Origin of the sequence: Corallococcus sp. AB030 (genome assembly GCF_003668965.1) — a bacterium.
Taxonomy (GTDB): Bacteria; Myxococcota; Myxococcia; order Myxococcales; family Myxococcaceae; genus Corallococcus; species Corallococcus exiguus.
Map to the genome: position 1 here is coordinate 57,744 of NZ_RAWQ01000017.1, position 17,958 is coordinate 75,701.

14 protein-coding genes and 1 pseudogene are annotated in these 17,958 nt (G+C 67.1%); 12 read left to right on the forward strand and 3 right to left on the reverse strand.

Annotated elements, in window-relative coordinates; all coding sequences use genetic code 11:
* Positions 1-10: 10 nt before the first annotated feature.
* Positions 11-1,159, forward strand: a complete 1,149-nt coding sequence (locus tag D7Y15_RS06685; RefSeq protein ID WP_121752030.1) for a bestrophin family protein — start codon at positions 11-13, stop codon at positions 1,157-1,159.
* A gap of 12 nt (positions 1,160-1,171) precedes the next feature.
* Here D7Y15_RS06685 and D7Y15_RS06690 read toward each other — a convergent pair whose 3' ends face one another.
* The gene (locus D7Y15_RS06690) at positions 1,172-1,960 is read right to left on the reverse strand and encodes a 2-keto-4-pentenoate hydratase (protein ID WP_121752031.1); all 789 of its coding nucleotides are present in this window, start codon (positions 1,958-1,960) and stop codon (positions 1,172-1,174) included.
* 183 nt (positions 1,961-2,143) lie between these two features.
* Between D7Y15_RS06690 and D7Y15_RS06695 the strand changes: the two genes are divergently transcribed.
* From D7Y15_RS06695 to D7Y15_RS06740, 10 genes are all read left to right on the forward strand, one after another.
* Entirely contained in the window at positions 2,144-3,586 is a 1,443-nt protein-coding gene (locus D7Y15_RS06695) for an aldehyde dehydrogenase (protein WP_121752032.1), read from the forward strand.
* A gap of 16 nt (positions 3,587-3,602) precedes the next feature.
* Positions 3,603-4,031, forward strand: coding sequence for a RidA family protein (locus D7Y15_RS06700; protein ID WP_014393721.1), 429 nt, complete (start codon positions 3,603-3,605; stop codon positions 4,029-4,031).
* 1 nt (position 4,032) lies between these two features.
* The gene (gene nbaC / locus D7Y15_RS06705; protein WP_121752033.1) at positions 4,033-4,557 is read left to right on the forward strand and encodes a 3-hydroxyanthranilate 3,4-dioxygenase; all 525 of its coding nucleotides are present in this window, start codon (positions 4,033-4,035) and stop codon (positions 4,555-4,557) included.
* Positions 4,554-5,570 carry an amidohydrolase family protein gene (locus D7Y15_RS06710; RefSeq protein WP_121752034.1) on the forward strand — a complete coding sequence of 339 codons (1,017 nt, stop codon included), beginning with the start codon at positions 4,554-4,556 and terminating at the stop codon, positions 5,568-5,570. Before nbaC ends, D7Y15_RS06710 begins: the two co-directional genes overlap by 4 nt.
* Positions 5,567-6,844: a kynureninase gene (gene kynU / locus D7Y15_RS06715; RefSeq protein WP_121752035.1), complete on the forward strand. Its 1,278-nt coding sequence runs from the start codon at positions 5,567-5,569 to the stop codon at positions 6,842-6,844. Before D7Y15_RS06710 ends, kynU begins: the two co-directional genes overlap by 4 nt.
* Positions 6,831-8,222, forward strand: a complete 1,392-nt coding sequence (locus D7Y15_RS06720; protein WP_121752036.1) for an NAD(P)/FAD-dependent oxidoreductase — start codon at positions 6,831-6,833, stop codon at positions 8,220-8,222. The genes kynU and D7Y15_RS06720 overlap by 14 nt, the downstream gene beginning before the upstream one ends.
* Entirely contained in the window at positions 8,212-8,937 is a 726-nt protein-coding gene (locus D7Y15_RS06725; protein ID WP_233604847.1) for an SDR family oxidoreductase, read from the forward strand. Before D7Y15_RS06720 ends, D7Y15_RS06725 begins: the two co-directional genes overlap by 11 nt.
* A gap of 315 nt (positions 8,938-9,252) precedes the next feature.
* Positions 9,253-9,939: a sigma-70 family RNA polymerase sigma factor gene (locus D7Y15_RS44060; RefSeq protein WP_148712708.1), complete on the forward strand. Its 687-nt coding sequence runs from the start codon at positions 9,253-9,255 to the stop codon at positions 9,937-9,939.
* A gap of 535 nt (positions 9,940-10,474) precedes the next feature.
* Entirely contained in the window at positions 10,475-11,458 is a 984-nt protein-coding gene (locus tag D7Y15_RS06735) for a hypothetical protein (protein WP_121752039.1), read from the forward strand.
* The gene (locus D7Y15_RS06740; protein WP_148712709.1) at positions 11,455-16,815 is read left to right on the forward strand and encodes an NACHT domain-containing NTPase; all 5,361 of its coding nucleotides are present in this window, start codon (positions 11,455-11,457) and stop codon (positions 16,813-16,815) included. The genes D7Y15_RS06735 and D7Y15_RS06740 overlap by 4 nt, the downstream gene beginning before the upstream one ends.
* Before the next feature lie 32 nt (positions 16,816-16,847).
* On the opposite strand, the gene D7Y15_RS06745 is transcribed toward D7Y15_RS06740, so the two are convergent.
* Entirely contained in the window at positions 16,848-17,351 is a 504-nt protein-coding gene (locus D7Y15_RS06745) for a hypothetical protein (RefSeq protein ID WP_121752041.1), read from the reverse strand.
* 115 nt (positions 17,352-17,466) lie between these two features.
* On the opposite strand from D7Y15_RS06745, the gene D7Y15_RS06750 reads away from it, so the two are divergent.
* Positions 17,467-17,712: a hypothetical protein gene (locus tag D7Y15_RS06750; RefSeq protein ID WP_148712710.1), complete on the forward strand. Its 246-nt coding sequence runs from the start codon at positions 17,467-17,469 to the stop codon at positions 17,710-17,712.
* A gap of 9 nt (positions 17,713-17,721) precedes the next feature.
* Here the strand turns inward: D7Y15_RS06750 and D7Y15_RS06755 are convergent.
* Positions 17,722-17,958: pseudogene (locus D7Y15_RS06755) on the reverse strand (IS4 family transposase); the annotation flags it as partial.

Consider the following 17,958-nt stretch of genomic DNA (forward strand, 5'->3'; position numbering starts at 1 on the left):
GCCCCGGGAGATGATCGTCGGTCGGATGCTGTCCTGGCGGATCATCCTCCGCTACACGGGGCGCCCCGTCGTCGTCCACATCGCCATCGCGCTGGCCATCTCCCTGGGCTACGAGGTGCTGGACGCCAGGTGGCTGTCGGTGCCTGCGTTGCCGGTGACGCTGCTGGCCGCGGCACTGGGCGTGCTGCTCGGCTTCCGCAACAACTCCGCCTACGAGCGTTGGTGGGAAGCGCGCACCATCTGGGGCGGGCTGGTGAACGCGTCGCGGACGCTGGCCCGGCAGGTGATCAGCTTCCTGCCCGCCCCTCGCGCCCAGCGCAGTGACGGGACGCCGGAGACACCCTCCGCCGCGTCGCGCCTGGTCCAGGTGGCCGTGCAGCCGGAGGGGCCCGCGCTGGCGCCCGCCTGGTCCAAGGTGGGTGACGGCGCGGTGCGGGACCAGTTCGGGCAGGCGCGCGACCTGCGCGGTCCCAGCATCCCGCGCGCGAACCTGGCCACGTTCGTCCATCCGGCCGTGGAGTCCCCCCGGGGCATCATCACCGGCATGTTCGAGGGCATCACCGAGGACGCGCGCGAGCTGGTCTACGCGCAGATTGGCTTCGTGAACGCGCTGCGCTGCCACCTGCGGCGGCAGGACCCCTTCCCGGACATCACCCCGTACTTCCGGCCGTCCGTGCTGGAGGCGCTGCGCGTGGAGCAGAACGTGCCCGCCGCCATCCTGCTGTGGATGAGCACGCGCATGCGCCGCGTGTACAGCGACATCGAGCACCCGGAGAAGGTCTACCTGCGCGTGGCGATGGACGCGACGCTCACGGAGCTCACCAACTCCCTGGGCGCGTGCGAGCGCATCAAGAACACGCCCCTGCCCCGCCAGTACGACATCCTTCCGCACGCCATGGTGCGCGCCTACCTCACCATGCTGCCCCTGGGCGTCGTCGCGGACCTGGGCGTGCTCACGCCGCTCATCACCGCCATCATCGCGTTCCTCTTCATCGCCCTGGACGCGGTGGGCCGCGACGTGGAGAACCCCTTCGAGGACGGCGTCAGCGACACGCCCATGACGGCGCTGTGCCGCACCATCGAGATCAACCTGCGGCAGATGCTGGGCGAATCCGAGCTGCCGCCGCCGCTCCAGCCGAAGAACGGCCTGCTGTACTGAGGCGTCGCCGGACTATGGCGCCGCCGTCACTTCCACCGTGCCCAGCCCGTCCACGGTCAGCCGCACGTGGTCGCCGGGCTTCATCAGGTAGGCTGCGGTGGCCGCGCCGGACAGCACCAGGCTTCCCGCGGGCAGCACCTGACCGCGCTCCGCGAGCAGCGCGCACAGCTGGATGAGGGACACCACCGGGTCGCCAGAGATGGCGTCCGAGCGCGCCTCGCCCTCCACCATGCCGTTCACCTCCATGCGCATCTGGAGCTTCGTCAGGTCCAGTTCGCGCGGGGCGCGCTCCAGGGTGCCCGGCACGAACAGCGATGACGACGCGTTGTCCGCCACCACGTCCGGCAGGCTGAAGTACTTGAAGCCCACGAAGCGCGAGTCCAGCACCTCCATCGCCGCGAAGACCGCGTCGCACGCGTCCAGCACTTCATCGCGCGTCACGGTGCCCTTGAGTTCCTTCGACGTGCGGAAGGCGATCTCCGGTTCGATGCGCGGGTGGATGCCCGCGCCCACGCGCACCACGCCGCCGGGCTGCACGCGCATCCGGTCCGTGAGCACGCCGAAGATGGGCGAGCCCAGGTTCATCTGCTGGCGCTTCGCCTCCGACGTGAAGCCCATCTTCAGGCCCACCACCCGCTCACCCTGGGCCTCGCGCAGCCGGATGCCCTCCGCCTGCACCGCGTAACCGTCCGGCACGGTCAGGGTCGGGTGCGCGTGCGACAGGGGCGGTATCTCTCGCCGCTCGCGCCGCGCCGCGTCCAGGATTCCTGCCAGGGCCGCTACATCCACAGTCGAGGTCATGCGCGAATCTTTTCCATGCCCGGCCCGCAATTCCACCAAGGATTCACCTGTGGAGCGGGTCCCGGAGACGCTGGGAGCCAGACGGCCGCGCAAGCGAGCGCCATCCGACGCCGACTGTTCGGAATCCTGGAGGCCGCGGACGGCCGCGACATACATTGCCGCGTCTCCTTGGAGGGCGCGCCCGTGGAAAAGGTCCTCAACTACATCGGTGGCGAGCTGGTGCCCGCGGCGGGCGGCCAGTGGCTGGACAAGCCGGAGCCCGCGACGGGCCAGCTCTACGCGCACGTGCCGGACTCGCGCGAGGTGGACGTGCAGTCCGCCGTGGAGGCCGCGGGCCGGGCCTTCCCCGCGTGGGCCGCCCTGCCGGCGATGGAGCGCTCGCGGTACCTGCGCCGCATCGCCGGCCTCATCCACGAGCGCCTGGACGCCTTCGCGCGCGCGGAGTCCATCGACACGGGCAAGCCGCTGGCGGTGGCTCGCACGGTGGACATCCCGCGCAGCGTGCTCAACTTCGAGTTCTTCGCGGACGCGGCGACGCAGTTCTCCAGTGAAGCGCACCCCATGGACGGCGTGGCGCTCAACTACACGCTGCGCTCGCCGCTGGGCGTGGTGGGCTGCATCTCGCCGTGGAACCTGCCGCTGTACCTGCTCACGTGGAAGATTGCCCCCGCGCTGGCGGCGGGCAACTGCGTGGTGGCCAAGCCGTCGGAGGTGACGCCGATGACGGCCTTCCTCCTGTCGCAGGTGTGCCGCGACGCGGGGCTGCCACCGGGCGTGCTCAACCTGGTGCACGGCCTGGGGCCTCACGTCGGTGGGCCCCTCACGCGCCACCCGGAGGTGAGCGCCATCTCCTTCACCGGCAGCACGCGCACGGGCGCGGAGATTGCTCGCGTGGCCGCGCCCGCGTTCAAGAAGCTGTCCCTGGAGATGGGCGGGAAGAACCCCAACGTCATCTTCGCGGACTGCGACTTCGACGACGCGCTGGCCACCACGCTGCGCTCGTCGTTCGCGAACCAGGGGCAGATCTGCCTGTGCGGCCCGCGCATCTTCGTGCAGCGCTCGCTGTATCCGCGCTTCAAGGAAGCGCTGGTCGCGCGCACGAAGGCCCTCAAGGTGGGCGACCCGCTGGTGGACGGCACGGACCAGGGCGCGCTCGTGTCGCGCGAGCACTTCGAGAAGGTGATGGGCTACATCACGCTCGCGAAGCAGGAGGGCGGCAACATCCTCACCGGCGGCCAGCGCGCGAACGTGCCCGGCCGCTGCGCGAACGGCTGGTTCATCGAGCCCACGCTGGTGGAGGGCCTCGCCCCCACGTGCCGCACGAACCAGGAGGAGATCTTCGGTCCGGTGGCGACCATCATGCCCTTCGACGACGAGGAGGAGGTGCTGTCGTGGGCCAACTCCACGCGCTACGGGCTGGCGGGCAGCGTGTGGACGAAGGACCTGGCGCGCGCGCACCGGTTCGCGTCCCGGCTGCACAGCGGCATCGTCTGGGTGAACACCTGGATGCTGCGCGACCTGCGCACGCCGTTTGGTGGAGTGAAGGAATCCGGCGTGGGGCGCGAGGGCGGCTGGGACGCGCTGCGCTTCTTCACCGAGCCCAAGAACGTCTGCATCAAGCTTTGAGCGGGGAGAGCCACACGTGAGCGCTGGCGAGCGGATCGATTCGAAGAAGGCCCCGGAGCCGGTGGGGCTCTATCCCCATGCGCGCCGTGTGGGGAATCTCTTGTTCCTCTCCGGCGTGGGCCCGCGCGAGCGCGGCAGCAAGGCCATTCCGGGCGTGGAGCTGGACGCGGCGGGGAACATCGTCTCGTACGACATCGAGACGCAGTGCCACTCCGTGTTCCGCAACGTGCGCTACATCCTGGAGGACGCGGGCTCGTCGTGGGAGCGGCTGGTGGACGTGACGGTGTACCTCACGGACATGAAGCGGGACTTCCCCACGTACAACCGGCTGTGGGCGGAGTACTTCAAGGACAACCCGCCGTGCCGCACCACGCTGGAAATCAACGCGCTGCCCACGCCCATCGCGATTGAACTCAAGTGCATCGCCACCATTGGAGACGAGTGACATGGGCCGACTGACCCCCATCAACTTCAAGAAGTGGATCGACGAGCACCGCCCCCTGCTCAAGCCGCCCGTGGGCAACCAGCAGGTGTGGGAGGACCGGGACTTCATGGTCACGGTGGTGGGCGGGCCCAACTCGCGCACGGACTTCCACGTCAACGAGGGCGAGGAGTTCTTCTACCAACTGGAGGGCGACATCACCCTGCGCGTCATCGACGACGGCCAGGTGCAGGACGTCCCCATCCGCGAGGGGGAAATCTTCCTGCTGCCGCCCAAGGTGCCGCACTCGCCGCAGCGGCCCGCGGGCACCATCGGCCTGGTGCTGGAGCGCCGCCGCCAGCCGCAGGAGCTGGATTCGTTCCTGTGGCTGTGCCCGAAGTGCGGCGAGAAGCTCTATGAGGAGTCGCTGCACGTCACCAACCTGGTGACGCAGCTGCCGCCGGTGTTCGAGCACTTCTACGGCAACCCCGAGAACTGCACGTGCAAGCAGTGCGGCACGAAGGTGGCGCGGGGTGGTGCGCCCAAGTGAAGGTCGACATCCACACGCACCTCCTCCCCCCGGAGCTGCCCCGCTTCGCCGAGCGCTTCGGCTACGGCGGCTTCATCGCGCTGGACCACCACGCGCCCTGCCGCGCGCGGATGATGCGGGACGACGGGAAGTTCTTCCGCGAGATTGAAAGCAACTGCTGGGACCCGAAGCAGCGCGTCGTGGAATGCGACGCGCACGGCGTCCAGGTGCAGGTCCTGTCCACGGTGCCGGTGCTGTTCAGCTATTGGGCGAAGCCGCAGGACGGCCTGGAGGTGGCGCGCTTCCTCAACGACCACCTGGCCGGCGCGGTGGCGACAGCGCCGAAGCGCTTCGTGGGCCTGGGCACGGTGCCGCTCCAATCCACCGACCTGGCGGTCAAGGAATTGGAGCGCTGCGTGCGCACGCTGGGGTTCGCGGGCGTGCAGATTGGCAGCCACGTCAATGACCTGAACCTGTCCGACCCGGCCCTCTTCCCCTTCTTCCAGGCGGCGAGCGACCTGGGCGCGGCCGTCTTCGTGCACCCGTGGGACATGATGGGTGAGGCGAAGATGGCGAAGTACTGGCTGCCGTGGCTGGTGGGGATGCCGGCGGAGGTGTCGCTGGCCATCTGCTCGCTCATCTTCGGCGGGGTGATGGAGCGGCTGCCGAAGCTGCGGCTGGCGTTCGCGCACGGCGGTGGCGCGTTCCCCGGCACGCTGGGCCGCATCCAGCACGGCTTCGAAGTTCGCCCGGACCTGGTCGCGGTGGACAACAAGGTCGCGCCGCGCGACTACCTGGGCCGGTTCTGGGTGGACTCGCTGGTGCACGACGCGGAGACGTTGCGCGGCATCGTGAAGCTGTTCGGCGCGGACAAGGTGGCGCTGGGCAGTGACTATCCCTTCCCGCTGGGCGAGGAGCGGCCCGGCACGCTCATCGAGTCGCTGACGGACCTGGCGCCTTCCGTGCGCGAGCAACTGCTGTCCCGAAATGCCCTGGAGTGGCTGGGGCGCTCGCACGAGGACTTCGCACCATGACGGCCCCTGTCTACGAGAACACCGATGTGTTCGCCTACGGCCTGGACGCAGCGGATCCGCTGAGGCCCCTGCGCGACGAGTTCCTCTTCCCTCCGGCCGCGTCTGGCGCGCCGGCCATCTACCTGGCGGGCAATTCGCTGGGGCTGCAGCCGCGCAAGGCGCGCAAGTACGTGCAGATGGAGATGGAGGACTGGGAGCGGCTGGGCGTGGAGGGCCACGTGCACGGCCGCCACCCGTGGCTGCCCTACCACGAACAGCTCACCGACATGGTGGCGCGGGTGGTGGGCGCGCAGCCCATGGAAGTCGTGGTGATGAACACCCTGTCGGTGAACCTGCACCTGATGATGGTGTCGTTCTACCGGCCCACGCGTGAGCGCTTCAAGATCCTGATTGAAGGCGGCGCCTTCCCGTCGGACCAATACGCGGTGGCGTCTCAGGCGCGCTTCCACGGCTACGACCCGAAGGAGGCCATCGTCCGGCTGATGCCCCGCGAGGGCGAGGACACGCTGCGCTCCGAGGACATCCTGGAGGCCATCGAGCGGCACGGGAAGGAGCTCGCGCTGGTCATGCTGGGCAGCGTGAACTACCTCACCGGGCAGGCGTTCGACCTGCGCGAGATTACGCGCGTGGCGCACGCGCAGGGCTGCAAGGTGGGCTTCGACCTGGCGCACGGGGCGGGCAACCTGAAGCTGTCGCTGCACGACGACGGGCCGGACTTCGCGGTGTGGTGTTCGTACAAGTACCTCAACGGCGGACCGGGCAGCCTGGGCGGCGTGTTCGTGCACGAGCGGCACGCGCATTCACCGGAGCTGCCGCGCTTCGAGGGCTGGTGGGGGCACAACAAGGCCACGCGCTTCGAGATGGGCCCCACGTTCGACCCGCTGCCGGGCGCGGAGGGGTGGCAGCTGTCCAACCCGCCCATCTTCCAGCTGGCGGCGCTGCGCTCGTCGCTGGAGTTGTTCGACAGGGCGACGATGGCGGCCCTGCGCGCGAAGAGCGACCAGATGACGGGCTACCTGGAGTTCCTGCTGGACCGGCTGCCCGCGGGCTACGTCACCATCACCACGCCGCGAGATTTGAAGCAGCGCGGAGCGCAGCTGTCCCTGCGCTTCAAGGGCGAGCCGAAGCGGCTGCTCCAGCGGCTGTCCGCGGCCGGCATCATCTGCGACTTCCGCGAGCCGGACATCATCCGCGCCGCGCCCGCGCCCCTCTACAACACGTACCTGGACGTCTTCCGCTTCGTGAAGGCGCTGGAGGCCCATGCCCTCGAATGAGTCGAAGCTGACGGTGGTGGGAGCGGGCCTGGTGGGTTCGCTGCTCTCGCTGTACCTGGCCCGCCGGGGCCACACGGTGGAGGTGCTGGAGCGCCGGGCGGACATGCGCCGCGAGACGCTGGACGCGGGGCGCTCCATCAACCTGGCCATCTCCACGCGCGGACTGCACGCCTTGCGGCAGGTGGGCCTGGAGGAGGAGGCGCTGAAGCACGCCATCCCCATGCGCGGGCGCGTCATCCACCCGGTGAAGGGCGAGCTGGCCTTCCAGCCGTATGGGAAGGATGACTCGCAGCACATCAACTCCCTGTCACGCGGCTGGCTGAACAAGTTCCTGATGACGCAGGCGGAGGCCACGGGGCGCGTGTCCATCCGCTTCCGGCAGCGGGTGACGCAGGCGGATCCGGCGGCGGGGGCGCTCACGGTGCTGGATGAGGCCACGGGCTCGACGCGGGAGGTCCGCGACGCGGTGGTGTTCGGCACGGACGGCTCGGGTTCAGCGGTGCGGCAGGCGCTGCAATCGCAGGCGGGTTCCCAGGCGGACTCGCAGACGCTGGGGCATGGCTACAAGGAGCTGACGATTCCGCCGGGCGAGGGCGGGCGCTTCCAGATGGAGAAGCACGCGCTGCACATCTGGCCGCGCGGCACGTACATGCTCATCGCGCTGCCGAATGAAGACGGCAGCTTCACGTGCACGCTGTTCCTGCCGTGGGAGGGGCCGGTGAGCTTCGCGTCACTCCACACGCCCGCCGCGCTGGAGGCGTTCTTCCAGGAGCAGTTCCCGGACGCGAAGGCGCTGATTCCGGGGCTGGTGGAGGAGTTCTTCTCCCGGCCCACCGGACAGATGGTGACGGTGAAGTGCGCGCCGTGGCGCGTGGGAGGAAGCACGCTGCTGCTGGGTGACGCGGCGCACGCGATGGTCCCCTTCTACGGACAGGGGATGAACTGCGGCTTCGAGGACTGCGTGGTGCTGGACTCGCTGCTGGAGCAGCAGACGGACTGGGCGGCCGCGTTCGACGCGTTCGAGCGGCTGCGCAAGACGAACGCGGACGCCATCGCGGACATGGCGGTGGAGAACTTCATCGAGATGCGCGACAGCACGGCGGATCCGCGCTTCCTGTTGGAGAAGGGCGTGGAGAAGGTGCTGCTCAACGCCTTTCCGGGCGAGTTCGTCAGCCGCTACTCGCTGGTGAGCTTCAGCCGCGTGCCCTACCGGCTGGCGTACGGCGTGGGCGCAATCGCGGGCGGCATCGTGTCGGAGCTGGCGCGGGAGCTGAAGCGGCCGGAGGACGTGGACCTGGACCTGGCGGCGAAGCTGATTCGCGGCCGGCTGACCCCTTTCATGGAGGAGCACGCGGATGGATTTCGGCTTGAAGGGTAGGCGGGCGCTGGTGACGGGCGCGTCGTCGGGGCTGGGGCGCGCCATCGCGGACACGCTGGTGAAGGAGCGCGCGACGGTGGCGGTGTCCTCGCGAGGCGGGGAGAAGCTCCAGAAGGCAGCGAAGGAGCTGGGCGCCGCGCTGGCGGTGCCGTGTGATTTGACTCAGCCGGGGGCCGCGCGCGGGCTGGTGCGCGAGGTGACCGAGAAGCTGGGCGGCCTGGACGTGCTGGTGGTGAACGCGGGAGGCCCGCCGTCCGGAGGCTTCGAGTCCATCACGGTGGAGCAATGGCAGACAGGGTTCCAGAGCCTGTGGCTGGCCACGGTGGATGCGATTCAGGAAGCGCTGCCGGGCATGAAGGCGCAGGGCTGGGGCCGCATCGTGCTGGTGACGTCCACGGCGGCGCGCGAGGCGATGAACAACCTCACGGTGTCCAATGGCCTGCGCGCGGGGTTGCTGGGGCTGGTGAAGAGCCTGAGCAATGAAGTGGGGCCGTATGGCATCACGGTGAACGCGGCGCTGCCGGGCTACCACGCGACGGACCGGATGAAGGACCTGGGCCTGTCCGACGAGAAGGTGGCGCCGAACATCCCCGCGAGGCGGCTGGGCAGGCCGGAGGAGTTCGCGGCGCTGGTGACGTTCCTGGCGTCGGAGCCGGCCGCGTATATCAGTGGCCAGTCCATTGCCTGCGACGGTGGAGCGCTGAAGGGCTTCTGAGGAGACAGCGGTGTCCTTCCGGGGGGAAGGCATGGTGGTGGAGGGGCCGCCTCCAGCCTCGGCATGTCCGGTTCATCACCATCGCGGATCAAGAGCCCCTGCGGACCGGCGGCCAGGGGGCACTCCCTTGACGATTGCCCAGTGCGTCGCGGCGGGCTGCGCATCAGGCCCTGATGAGGCCCATCCAGCCTTCTGACCTGCGGAATGCAGCCAAGCACTGCGCCCCGTGAAGGCCCCTGTCCGCCGGAAACAAGGTCTAGCGTCAGTAGAGCATCGGAGGAAGATACGGGTTGAAGACTCTCGGTGGAGCACGCCATGGATGAGCAGGGCGTCGTACAGGCGATAGAGCGTTGGCGTGCTCAAGGGGACGCGCGCGCGCTTGCTCAAGCCCTTTCCTGGATGGAGCGCTGGCTTGTCGCCCCCGGGCCCGTCGTGCATGTCCTTGGACGCGAGTCGGTGGAAGCTGCTCGTGACGAAGTCTTGGAAGCACTGCTGTTAGGAGACCGTCGATTGGGAGCAGACGTCCGGCATCCCCGAGCGTTCGCTCTGACGGTCTTCCGGAACAATCTTCGCGACAAGCTTCGGAAGCACCGCCGCCAGCCAGATCTCCAGGACCCTGGCGTGGTCCGCGACCTGGTCACACGGACCCACGCACAGCCTGTCCCCTCCGCGCATCAACGCATCGAATTCGAGCAGCAAGTCCAGAGCATCCACCACGCATTGGCGATGTTCCGATTCGAGGAACGGGCCGCCCTGCTCCTCCTTCACGCTCCAAACCGGCTCCCTGAAGAGGACTGGCAATCCCTGGTGAAGCAGTCTCCGCCCCCACCCCCACCGCGTCCCGAGGAAGCACTCGACCGGGAGGCCATCGCGCAGTTGCTGTTCCCTGGAACCCCCGCCCCAAGGGCTTACGAGCGCGTTGGGAAGATCATCCAACGCGCCTACCAGAAGCTCCGCCATGCCATCAGCGTGCAGGCTGAAGATTTGGAGGACATCCCATGAGGCAGGTCTCCCAGGCTGTCCTCTCATTGAGGCGAGGATGGCCTCAACAGAAGCACGTGCTCAAGCACCTCTATCGTCGCTCTGAGCGGTGGGACCTCATCGTCCCAGGGCTCCCTTTTCATCCGGAAGCACGCGCCGTCCAGGCAGGCTGCACGCTATGGGCTCGGGTCCAACGAGGTAATGAGCACAGAGGGGCCATATCGCCTGAATGCAGGGCACTGCTCGCTGCCGATCACGACACCTACTACGCCCCTGCGTATCAAGGCGCCCTACGCGATGCCCGGTGCCTGGATCAAATCCGCCGAGTAGAGGCAGTGAGCGGACGGTGCGCTGCCGTTGGCGCCAATGGGGTCCTCGTCATCTTCACCGACGGGCAGTCAGACTCTCGACCGCCAAGGGTTGTCACCGCGTATCGGGCGACCCTGTCCCCTTGTGAGAACAGGCATCCCGATGAGTTCGTGAAGAAGGCAGTCCGCCTCTGGCGAGACAAGACCTCCCTTCTGGCAGCAGCACCAGAGCAAGACGAGGAGCCGGAATGACGCCGCTTCACCCGTGGATCAACAACGCCCTGGAAGAGCTGACGACACTGACCCGACAGCACGCCGCGGAAAGCCTGTCCGCTGGATGTAACTACCGGGTGTTGGTGCTCCGGGCCCGGCTGGACCAGGCCCGGGCCGCTGGAATGGCCGTCCCATCGACGGAATCCCTGCTGAAGGCCACGGAGCAGATCGCCTCCGCTGCGGAATCGGACGCACCCGAGGACATGCTCTCCCGACTCGACGAACAACTCTCCGATGACGATGACCCTTTCGGTGAGTTGCTCGACGCGCTCCTCGGAATTGATGACGCGGTGACCGTCGCCGAAGCAAGGGGCCGGATTCTGGAAGCCCAGGAACTGGCACGCCTTGCGGAAGCCGCGGTCAGTCTCGCCCCCGCACGCACCGTCGAGTTGGGACGGTTCGCCGAGCGACGGCTCATGACGATGCCGGACACCGCCAGCATCCGCTCCCTATGGGATACCGTCAGGCAAGCGCCGGGTGAGCTGGCGTCGGAAGTGCTCCCGCCTGTGCGCCCCTCGATGGCATCCCTGCGCCAGCGTCGGCTGCTGGAACGGCTTCAGGCCCTTCACACAGGCCCCGGTCCGCAGGAGGAGGAAGTATCGGACTCCGTGATGGTGCGGCGGCTCCAGGACGCGGCCGCAGCATCCCCACCTGTGGGCTCCAAGGAGTCATTCGAGGGGCTCGCCGTGGATCTCTTCGAGGACGAGCATGGCCAGTGGAACCTCCAGATCGCACTCCCCGAAGGTCATCAACCGGGCGACCACATTGAGTTGAGGTGGGAGGCCAAGGAACAGTCGAGCACCTGGCGGGTCCAGGTCATCGAGCGTTCCCGGCGGACGGTGCTCGCCCGGCTGGGCTCGCTAGAGGCTCTGAGAGAACGATTGCGTGCGGAGGGATTGATTGACCCGATGGCGCGACTCAGGCTGTTCGTCAGCCTTCCCCATGAGATTTCGAAATGACGACGCTCTCCGGAGAGGAACTCGCGCGCCAGATTCTCCAGGGGGATGGACGGGTGCCCAGATCCGCCTCCTCGCGCACCGCGCTCGCCCAGGCGCTTCCCCAGGTCGCGGAGGCACTCCGCAGTCAGGGCCAATGGCCTTTCGCCGACGCTGAGCGAGGACTCCACGTCGTGTGGGGCGCTCTGGAAGACGACGAGCTAACGAAGAAAGAGCTGGGAACGCCGCTTCTGGCCGCGAGCTGCCTCGAAGCTGCGGAGTGCTTGAGTGTGGCGCTTCATCCCAAGGTCAACCGCACCCGGGCTCCCTACTCATTTGAGCGAGAGGTCGATTTCGGATCATTCCGAGCGAAGCTGGCGCGTCCCCGCGTGGTCATCCCACTCCTGAACGACGTGCCTTCGCGGGTGTTCCATGCGCAAGCAGGGGCCGCACCATCCACCCAGGACCCCACGGTCCTGGCCACTGCAGCGCTCGTCCGACGATTCCTGGGGGTAGAGCACCCTTGCTGGAGCTTTGAACGACCAGCGCCAGGCTCGTCGAAGATGGCTGCCCTCTTCCTTAGGGCACTGCTGGAACAATGGCCCCAGGCCATCCAACGACTGACTCACGACCCCTGGACAGCTCATGGGGAGGTTCCCTGTTTCGGGGCAACCGGTGCGCTGGACTCGGAGGGACTCGCGGTTGCCGTCGATGGGTTGGAGGACAAGGTCCGCCGCTTCTTCGGACGGTTTCCCAAGGGAAGGCTTCTGGTCCCCGCGTCCCAATGGCGGGAGGCCTGGTCGCTCCACGAGCGACTCTTCCCGGCGGAGAAGCATGCGCCCCGCTCGGACCTCGTGACGCGGTGGTGGCGGATCCAGCCATTCCAGGGCGTGCTCGACCTGATGATCAGGCTTGGAGTCGAGACGCCAGCGGCGACGCAAACCCTTCTTGTAGGACGGCTGCGAGAGGCTTCGCGCCAGGTGACCTGTTGGAACGGCACCACGCGCCAGATATCTGAGACACTGGCGTTGCCTCTCATTCCGGTCCAGCCAGGGCTCGCCCCCGGTCCGGGGCAGGAACTAGAGGAAGAGGATCTGCTGAGAGAGACACGGCACCGTTGGTTGATGGGAGAGCGACATCCCGCGCTCATCGAAGGGGGACCGGGCAGTGGCAAGACCCTGGTGACGCGTCGCCTATATGCGCACCTATTGAACGAGACGCCCTTTCTCGGCGCCGCGGTGAGGGTGGACGCACGCAACCTCGTTCGGAGAGGTCTGTCCCTCGGGTGGGCGCTCCACGACGCCCACCCCGCGTCGCTGTCCTTGGAGATGTGCCATCAACTCGTCGAACTGGCGCGGCAGCCCGCGCTTCGGGGAGGAGTGTGGCTCATCGTGGACGGACTCGACGAAGTCACCGCATCCGAGCGGCATCACGTCCGCGACCTCATCGCCCAGTGGCAAGGGCCCACGCTCCTGGGCGCGCGGCCCCTTCCCAACGAGCCACCCGGTGTCCCCCATGTCCGTGTGGCCCCCTTGCCCGGGTCACTCCAGGAAGCCCTGTTCAAGATGGAGGGCAAGCCAGGGCACTGGGCGGCGCTGCGGGACCGGGACGACTTCTCGTTCCAGGCCCCGCTCCAGCACGGGGGTGACCGGCGTCGACGGATGATCTCGGACTTCTGCTCGAGCCCCCTGGGCGTCTCTCTGTTATCGATACTCCCCGAGGAGGCACTGGGCTCGGATCTGGACGTCCCGTCGGTGCTTCGCAAGAGCATCCTCGTGCTGCTTGAGCGCGCGGAAGAAACGGGTCGTATCTCCAGATCCGTGCGCCGTCGGGTCGGCGCCCCTTCGGGGCTTCAGGTCCTGGGCGCGGCGGCATGGTCGATGCTTCGTCGCGGAGCAACGCTGCTAAACCCGGATGATCTCCACCACCTAGACACGAGCACGGACCGAGCACTCGTAGATGCCATACACGACGTGCTGGAGAACAGCGATCTCATCCAACGCGTCGGGCCGGACCAGTATCAGTTCTCCCACAAGAGCCTCGCGGAGCTCTGCGCGGCCCTCCATCTAGTGGGCGATCCCAATGCGCTCTCTCAATTGCTGCCTTCCATTGGTGAACCAGGAGTGGACGCCGTCACGTTCCACTACGGGGCACTTCTCAAGGATCCCACGCGCAGGACCCAGCTCGTCCAAGGGCTCCTGGACAACCGTCCCCGCGCGTTCTCATCCCTGGCGCTCGCAACCCGCCTGCTCCTTGCGAATGGCCCCTCCAGCGTCACCGCCGAAGTGGCGGTGGAGGTCGTCGTCCGGCGCTTGCGGTTTCAGAGCTACCAACCACTCTCGGCATGGAACTCAGCACTCCCTGGGGGCCTGGGGGACCCGCGCGAACTCTGGCTCATGCTCGAACGATGGGCCGAACCCCTTCGTGCGCACTGGGACACCCTGCTGGATGCCTGCGTGCCCGCCGTCGGGAAGTACCTGCGGGGTGCTCCTCTAGCGCTTCAGGAGACCTCTAAAGGCTACTCCATCCGGAGCGGCGAGGATTCCGCGCTATATGCTGCCATTTCCCTGGCGCATGAACTGGCTTCGCGCGTGAAGCCTTCGTTGCCCCTGGCGGTGCTCGTACGAATTGGCGGGCAAGACCTGCGCGAGCGCCCCCCCGGGCCCTGGGCCTTGGACCTGGAACCGTTATTCGACGGGACCGACGATGCCCAGGCGGTATATGCGGATCGCGCGGCCTCGATCTGGGTACAGAAGGTGCCTCCTAGCCGACACCTTGAACGCCTGGACGTCCTGTCCCGGTGTTCCCTGGATGCCGTGGCGCCAGTGCTCACCACGGTGCTGGCACAAGACAACCAGAACCTGAAGAAGGAAGCTCTGCTGCGCGTGGCCATCAACCACCTCGAGAAGGGGCACTACGACGAGGAAAGTTGGGTTGTCACGCTCAGTTTCGCGCGCAGGCTCCGCAACGTCACGTCCGGGCAACTCTTGCGACAGTGGGACCTCCTCTGGGCCAGCGGGCTCATGGGGGATGATTCGCATCGCAGCGAGCGCTTAGAACCGCTCTACGCGGAGTTCTTCGACGACGCATGCGGCCCGGCCCGTTGGAGGGCTCTCCTCGCGTTGGGCAGCATCCGGAAGCGGCTTGACCTGGGGCTTCTGCGCAAGGCCCTGCGGGACAGCTTTCGTGCTGTTCGGTTCGAGGCGCTCTCCCAACTGCGAAGACAGGGGGAAAAGCTCCAACCGTTGGAGGTCATCGTCTCACTGACCTCTCTCGACGCATCCGAGCGTTGCCTTGCACTGGCGGCCCTCGACGCTGTCAATCGGGCTTCCGTGGAGTGGATCCTTTCGGTGCTCGGCCCCGAAGAGGAGGTCGCTTCCGCGACGTCACGGCAGGCCCCTGATGGAGCACCTCCATGGACGGCACCTGAGACGCCCTGGGAAGACTCCGTCCGGAGACAAGGCCATGAAGCCCGCTTCGAACTCATGCGGGCCCTACGAACACGGTTGGAGCAGGAAGACGACCTCCGGTCCGTCTTCGAGCTGCTAGAAGGTCCATATGCGAGTCAGGCCGAGACACTGTTGGGGTCCGGCTCGCTCCCGGATGCGTCCGCACGCGCCATCCTTGCCACGGGAACACAGCGACAACGCCGCTTCGTCGTCCGCCATACTTATGACGCGTCCCTGCTGGCGGCCTACGTCAACGACGCGGACAGCGAAGTCCGGACCCAGGCGCAAGTCAAAAGCGAGCAAGCGGCAGAACACCGGCGGTTCCTGACGGACTACCAAGGCGACCGTGAGCGGGAGCTTCGCGAAGAAGAGGCACGGGGGAGCCGTTACCGACGGCCCGTGCTCCCAGTGGAGACACTGGCGAGCTACGACTCCTTCGAGACACTCTGGAAAGCGATTCCGCGACATTCCCTGCCGCTCCAGATGGAAGCGCAGATTGCCGTGGACAGGGAAGAGCGAGCCCGGCGAGCGGATCCAGAGGCAGAGGGGTGGGGCCGCCCCCATCATGAAGCCACCGAAGAACGGCAGCGGAAGCCTGTTCTCTCGCGACTGCGAGAACTCTACACCCCGTCGAACCAACATCTTCTTCTCAGCGGACTCGATGACGAGGCTCTGGCGCCGTTCTCCATCGCGCTGCTCCAGGGCCACCTGCTCGTGGAGGAACTGTTCCAGCGGATCCCGCAGGGGCTGCGTCAGGCGGACCAGTCCGCCCGGGTTCTTCGAGGAACACCCCATGCCCCCGCCGCAGCCCGGCTGTTGTGTCAGGCCATGCTCGATGGGCGTCTGAAGCCAGACACCACTCCAGAGGTGAAGGACGAAGCGTCGGGCCACGCATTCGACGCGGAGCAATTCCGCTTCGACCACGGATGGAGCAACTGCCTGATGCGCCTGGATGGCTTCGCGGCCTTCCTGCCACTGCTCTCACCGTCCTCGCCCGAGAAGACCCAGACGTACGCCATCGATACCCTCTACAGGCACTGGCACGATTGGGAGCGGAATCCGCCCCGCCGCCCTGAACTGATCGAGTGGGCGAGAGCGATGCAGGACAACAAGAACGAAGCCCTTCAGGCTCTTGCCCTGCGCCTGCTGGCGCTCATCGGGGAGCCGTCGGACGCACTCCCCTGGCGTGTGGAACTCATCGAGTGCAAGAGATCAGAATCCGTTCTGGCTGGAGCCGTCTGTCTCGTCAGTGAGCGTCTTCGAGACGAAGCCGACCTCCCCGTCTTCCGAGCCTTGCTGTCGCATGACTTCATCGTCGCCAGTGAGGCCGTCGTCGCCCTGGCCCGCGTCGGGGGACCTCTCGTCTGCAAGGAACTGATTGACCTGTTGGAGAGTCCTCCCCCCAGCCTCCTACTGCCTTCGGGTAGCGGATTGCGGCGGTTTCCGCGCGGAGCGGCCTGGGTCGAAGCCTGTGTCGAAGCCATCCTTCGCTTCGGAAACGCGGCCCAGGCCAAGCAGGCAGCGCGTCTCCTGCGCGCCGATACCCAAATCTGGCGTGTCGCGATGAGGCACTTCCGACTTCCGGAGCACATCCTCTTCGCTGTTGGAAACCTGAGCAGTAAGGACCCGACTGCGGAAGACGACAATGGTTATGACGAAGCGGAGCAAGTGCTCCTGCGGATGATCCAACAGGCTGGCGAGGAGCTTGCGCGGCGGGTCATGCTCGAAGCCAGCCTCTGGGGCGATGACTTCCGTAGGTGCTTCGAGTTCCATATGCCAGCGGTCCGCGAAGAGGATCTACCACTCCTGTTGTGTCACTTGAGAGACCACCCCGCCGACCCACTTGCGCTGTCCTGGCTCAGCCAACTTCCAGGCGGTGAAGGTCGGCTTGATGCCCTATGGCGAGAGACGGCTATTCCCTGGTGGCGGTAGAGCACGCCGTTCGGCGGCTCGGTCTCTCCTGTTCATGCGAACACCGCCAGCACGACCAGGAACGTGAGGACGGGCACGGAAACAGCGATGCCCCACACGGCTTTGGGAGAGATGGCTCGCAGCAGTCCGTAGGCGCCCAGCAGCGCCGCGGACAAGAGCCATCCACCGAAGAAGCAGGACACGAACGCGAGCGACGTGAGCCAGTACGACAGGTCGCAGTTCGAGCCCAGGCATTCGCCGCCCGGCAGTGGCAGTGCGTACTCCTCGAGGACGACGGCCACGCCCCCGCCCCCCGAGAGCAGCGCCACCGCCAGGGACAGCCACTTCCAGGCCTGGCCGGAGAGCGCGAAGGCGTCTTGACTCCGCCAGCCCGGCGCTCGCCGCACGGTGACCATGACGAGGACCAGCAGGCCCAGTCCCAGCACCAGCGCCACCGGGAGCGCGGCGCCGCCGCTGAGCGCCGTCGCCAGCATCGACAGGCCGAAGAGGACGGAACCCAGAAGCAGGGCCGCGAAGAGCGCGAGACGTGAGGTCATCAGGGCGGTTGTTATATGCCGATTCCGCGTAGCTCAGCGGACAGCCCGCCCCCTGAGACAATGGAGCTTTGTGAGGGGTTTGAAGTGACGTCGGTGGCCTTCCGGGGGGAAGACCATGAACGCGACGAAGCGGGCGGTATGCCTGGTGCTGGCGTGGTTGCTCACGGGCTGCGCGATGAGGACCGGGACCGTGGTGGAGGGGAGCCTCCAGCCCCGGCACTTCCGGTTCGTCACGGTCATTGAACAGACAGAGCCAGGGCCAGGAGACTGGAGAGAAGCCTGTGTCCATGTTCCGCTGCGACGGGACACGGGAGAAATCTTCAAGTGCACGCTGGGCGTCGGAATGCCCCTGGAGACCTGAGCCATCCCCTCATATGAAACCGAGCGCTTCTTTGAAGACAGGGTGCTGATGGAGGAGTTCGGCGAAGCGCTCGACAAGCGGAAGCAGTCGCTCCTCCTTCATCATGGGAATGGCTTGGTAATACATGCAGCCCTGTCGGAAGAGCGAGTAGGTGCGCGTCTTGGCTGTGTTGGCCTTCAAACCCTTCTCCATCCCGAGACTCTCCCCCGCGGCGCCCAGCAGCGTCAGCAGCACCTGGGACAAGGC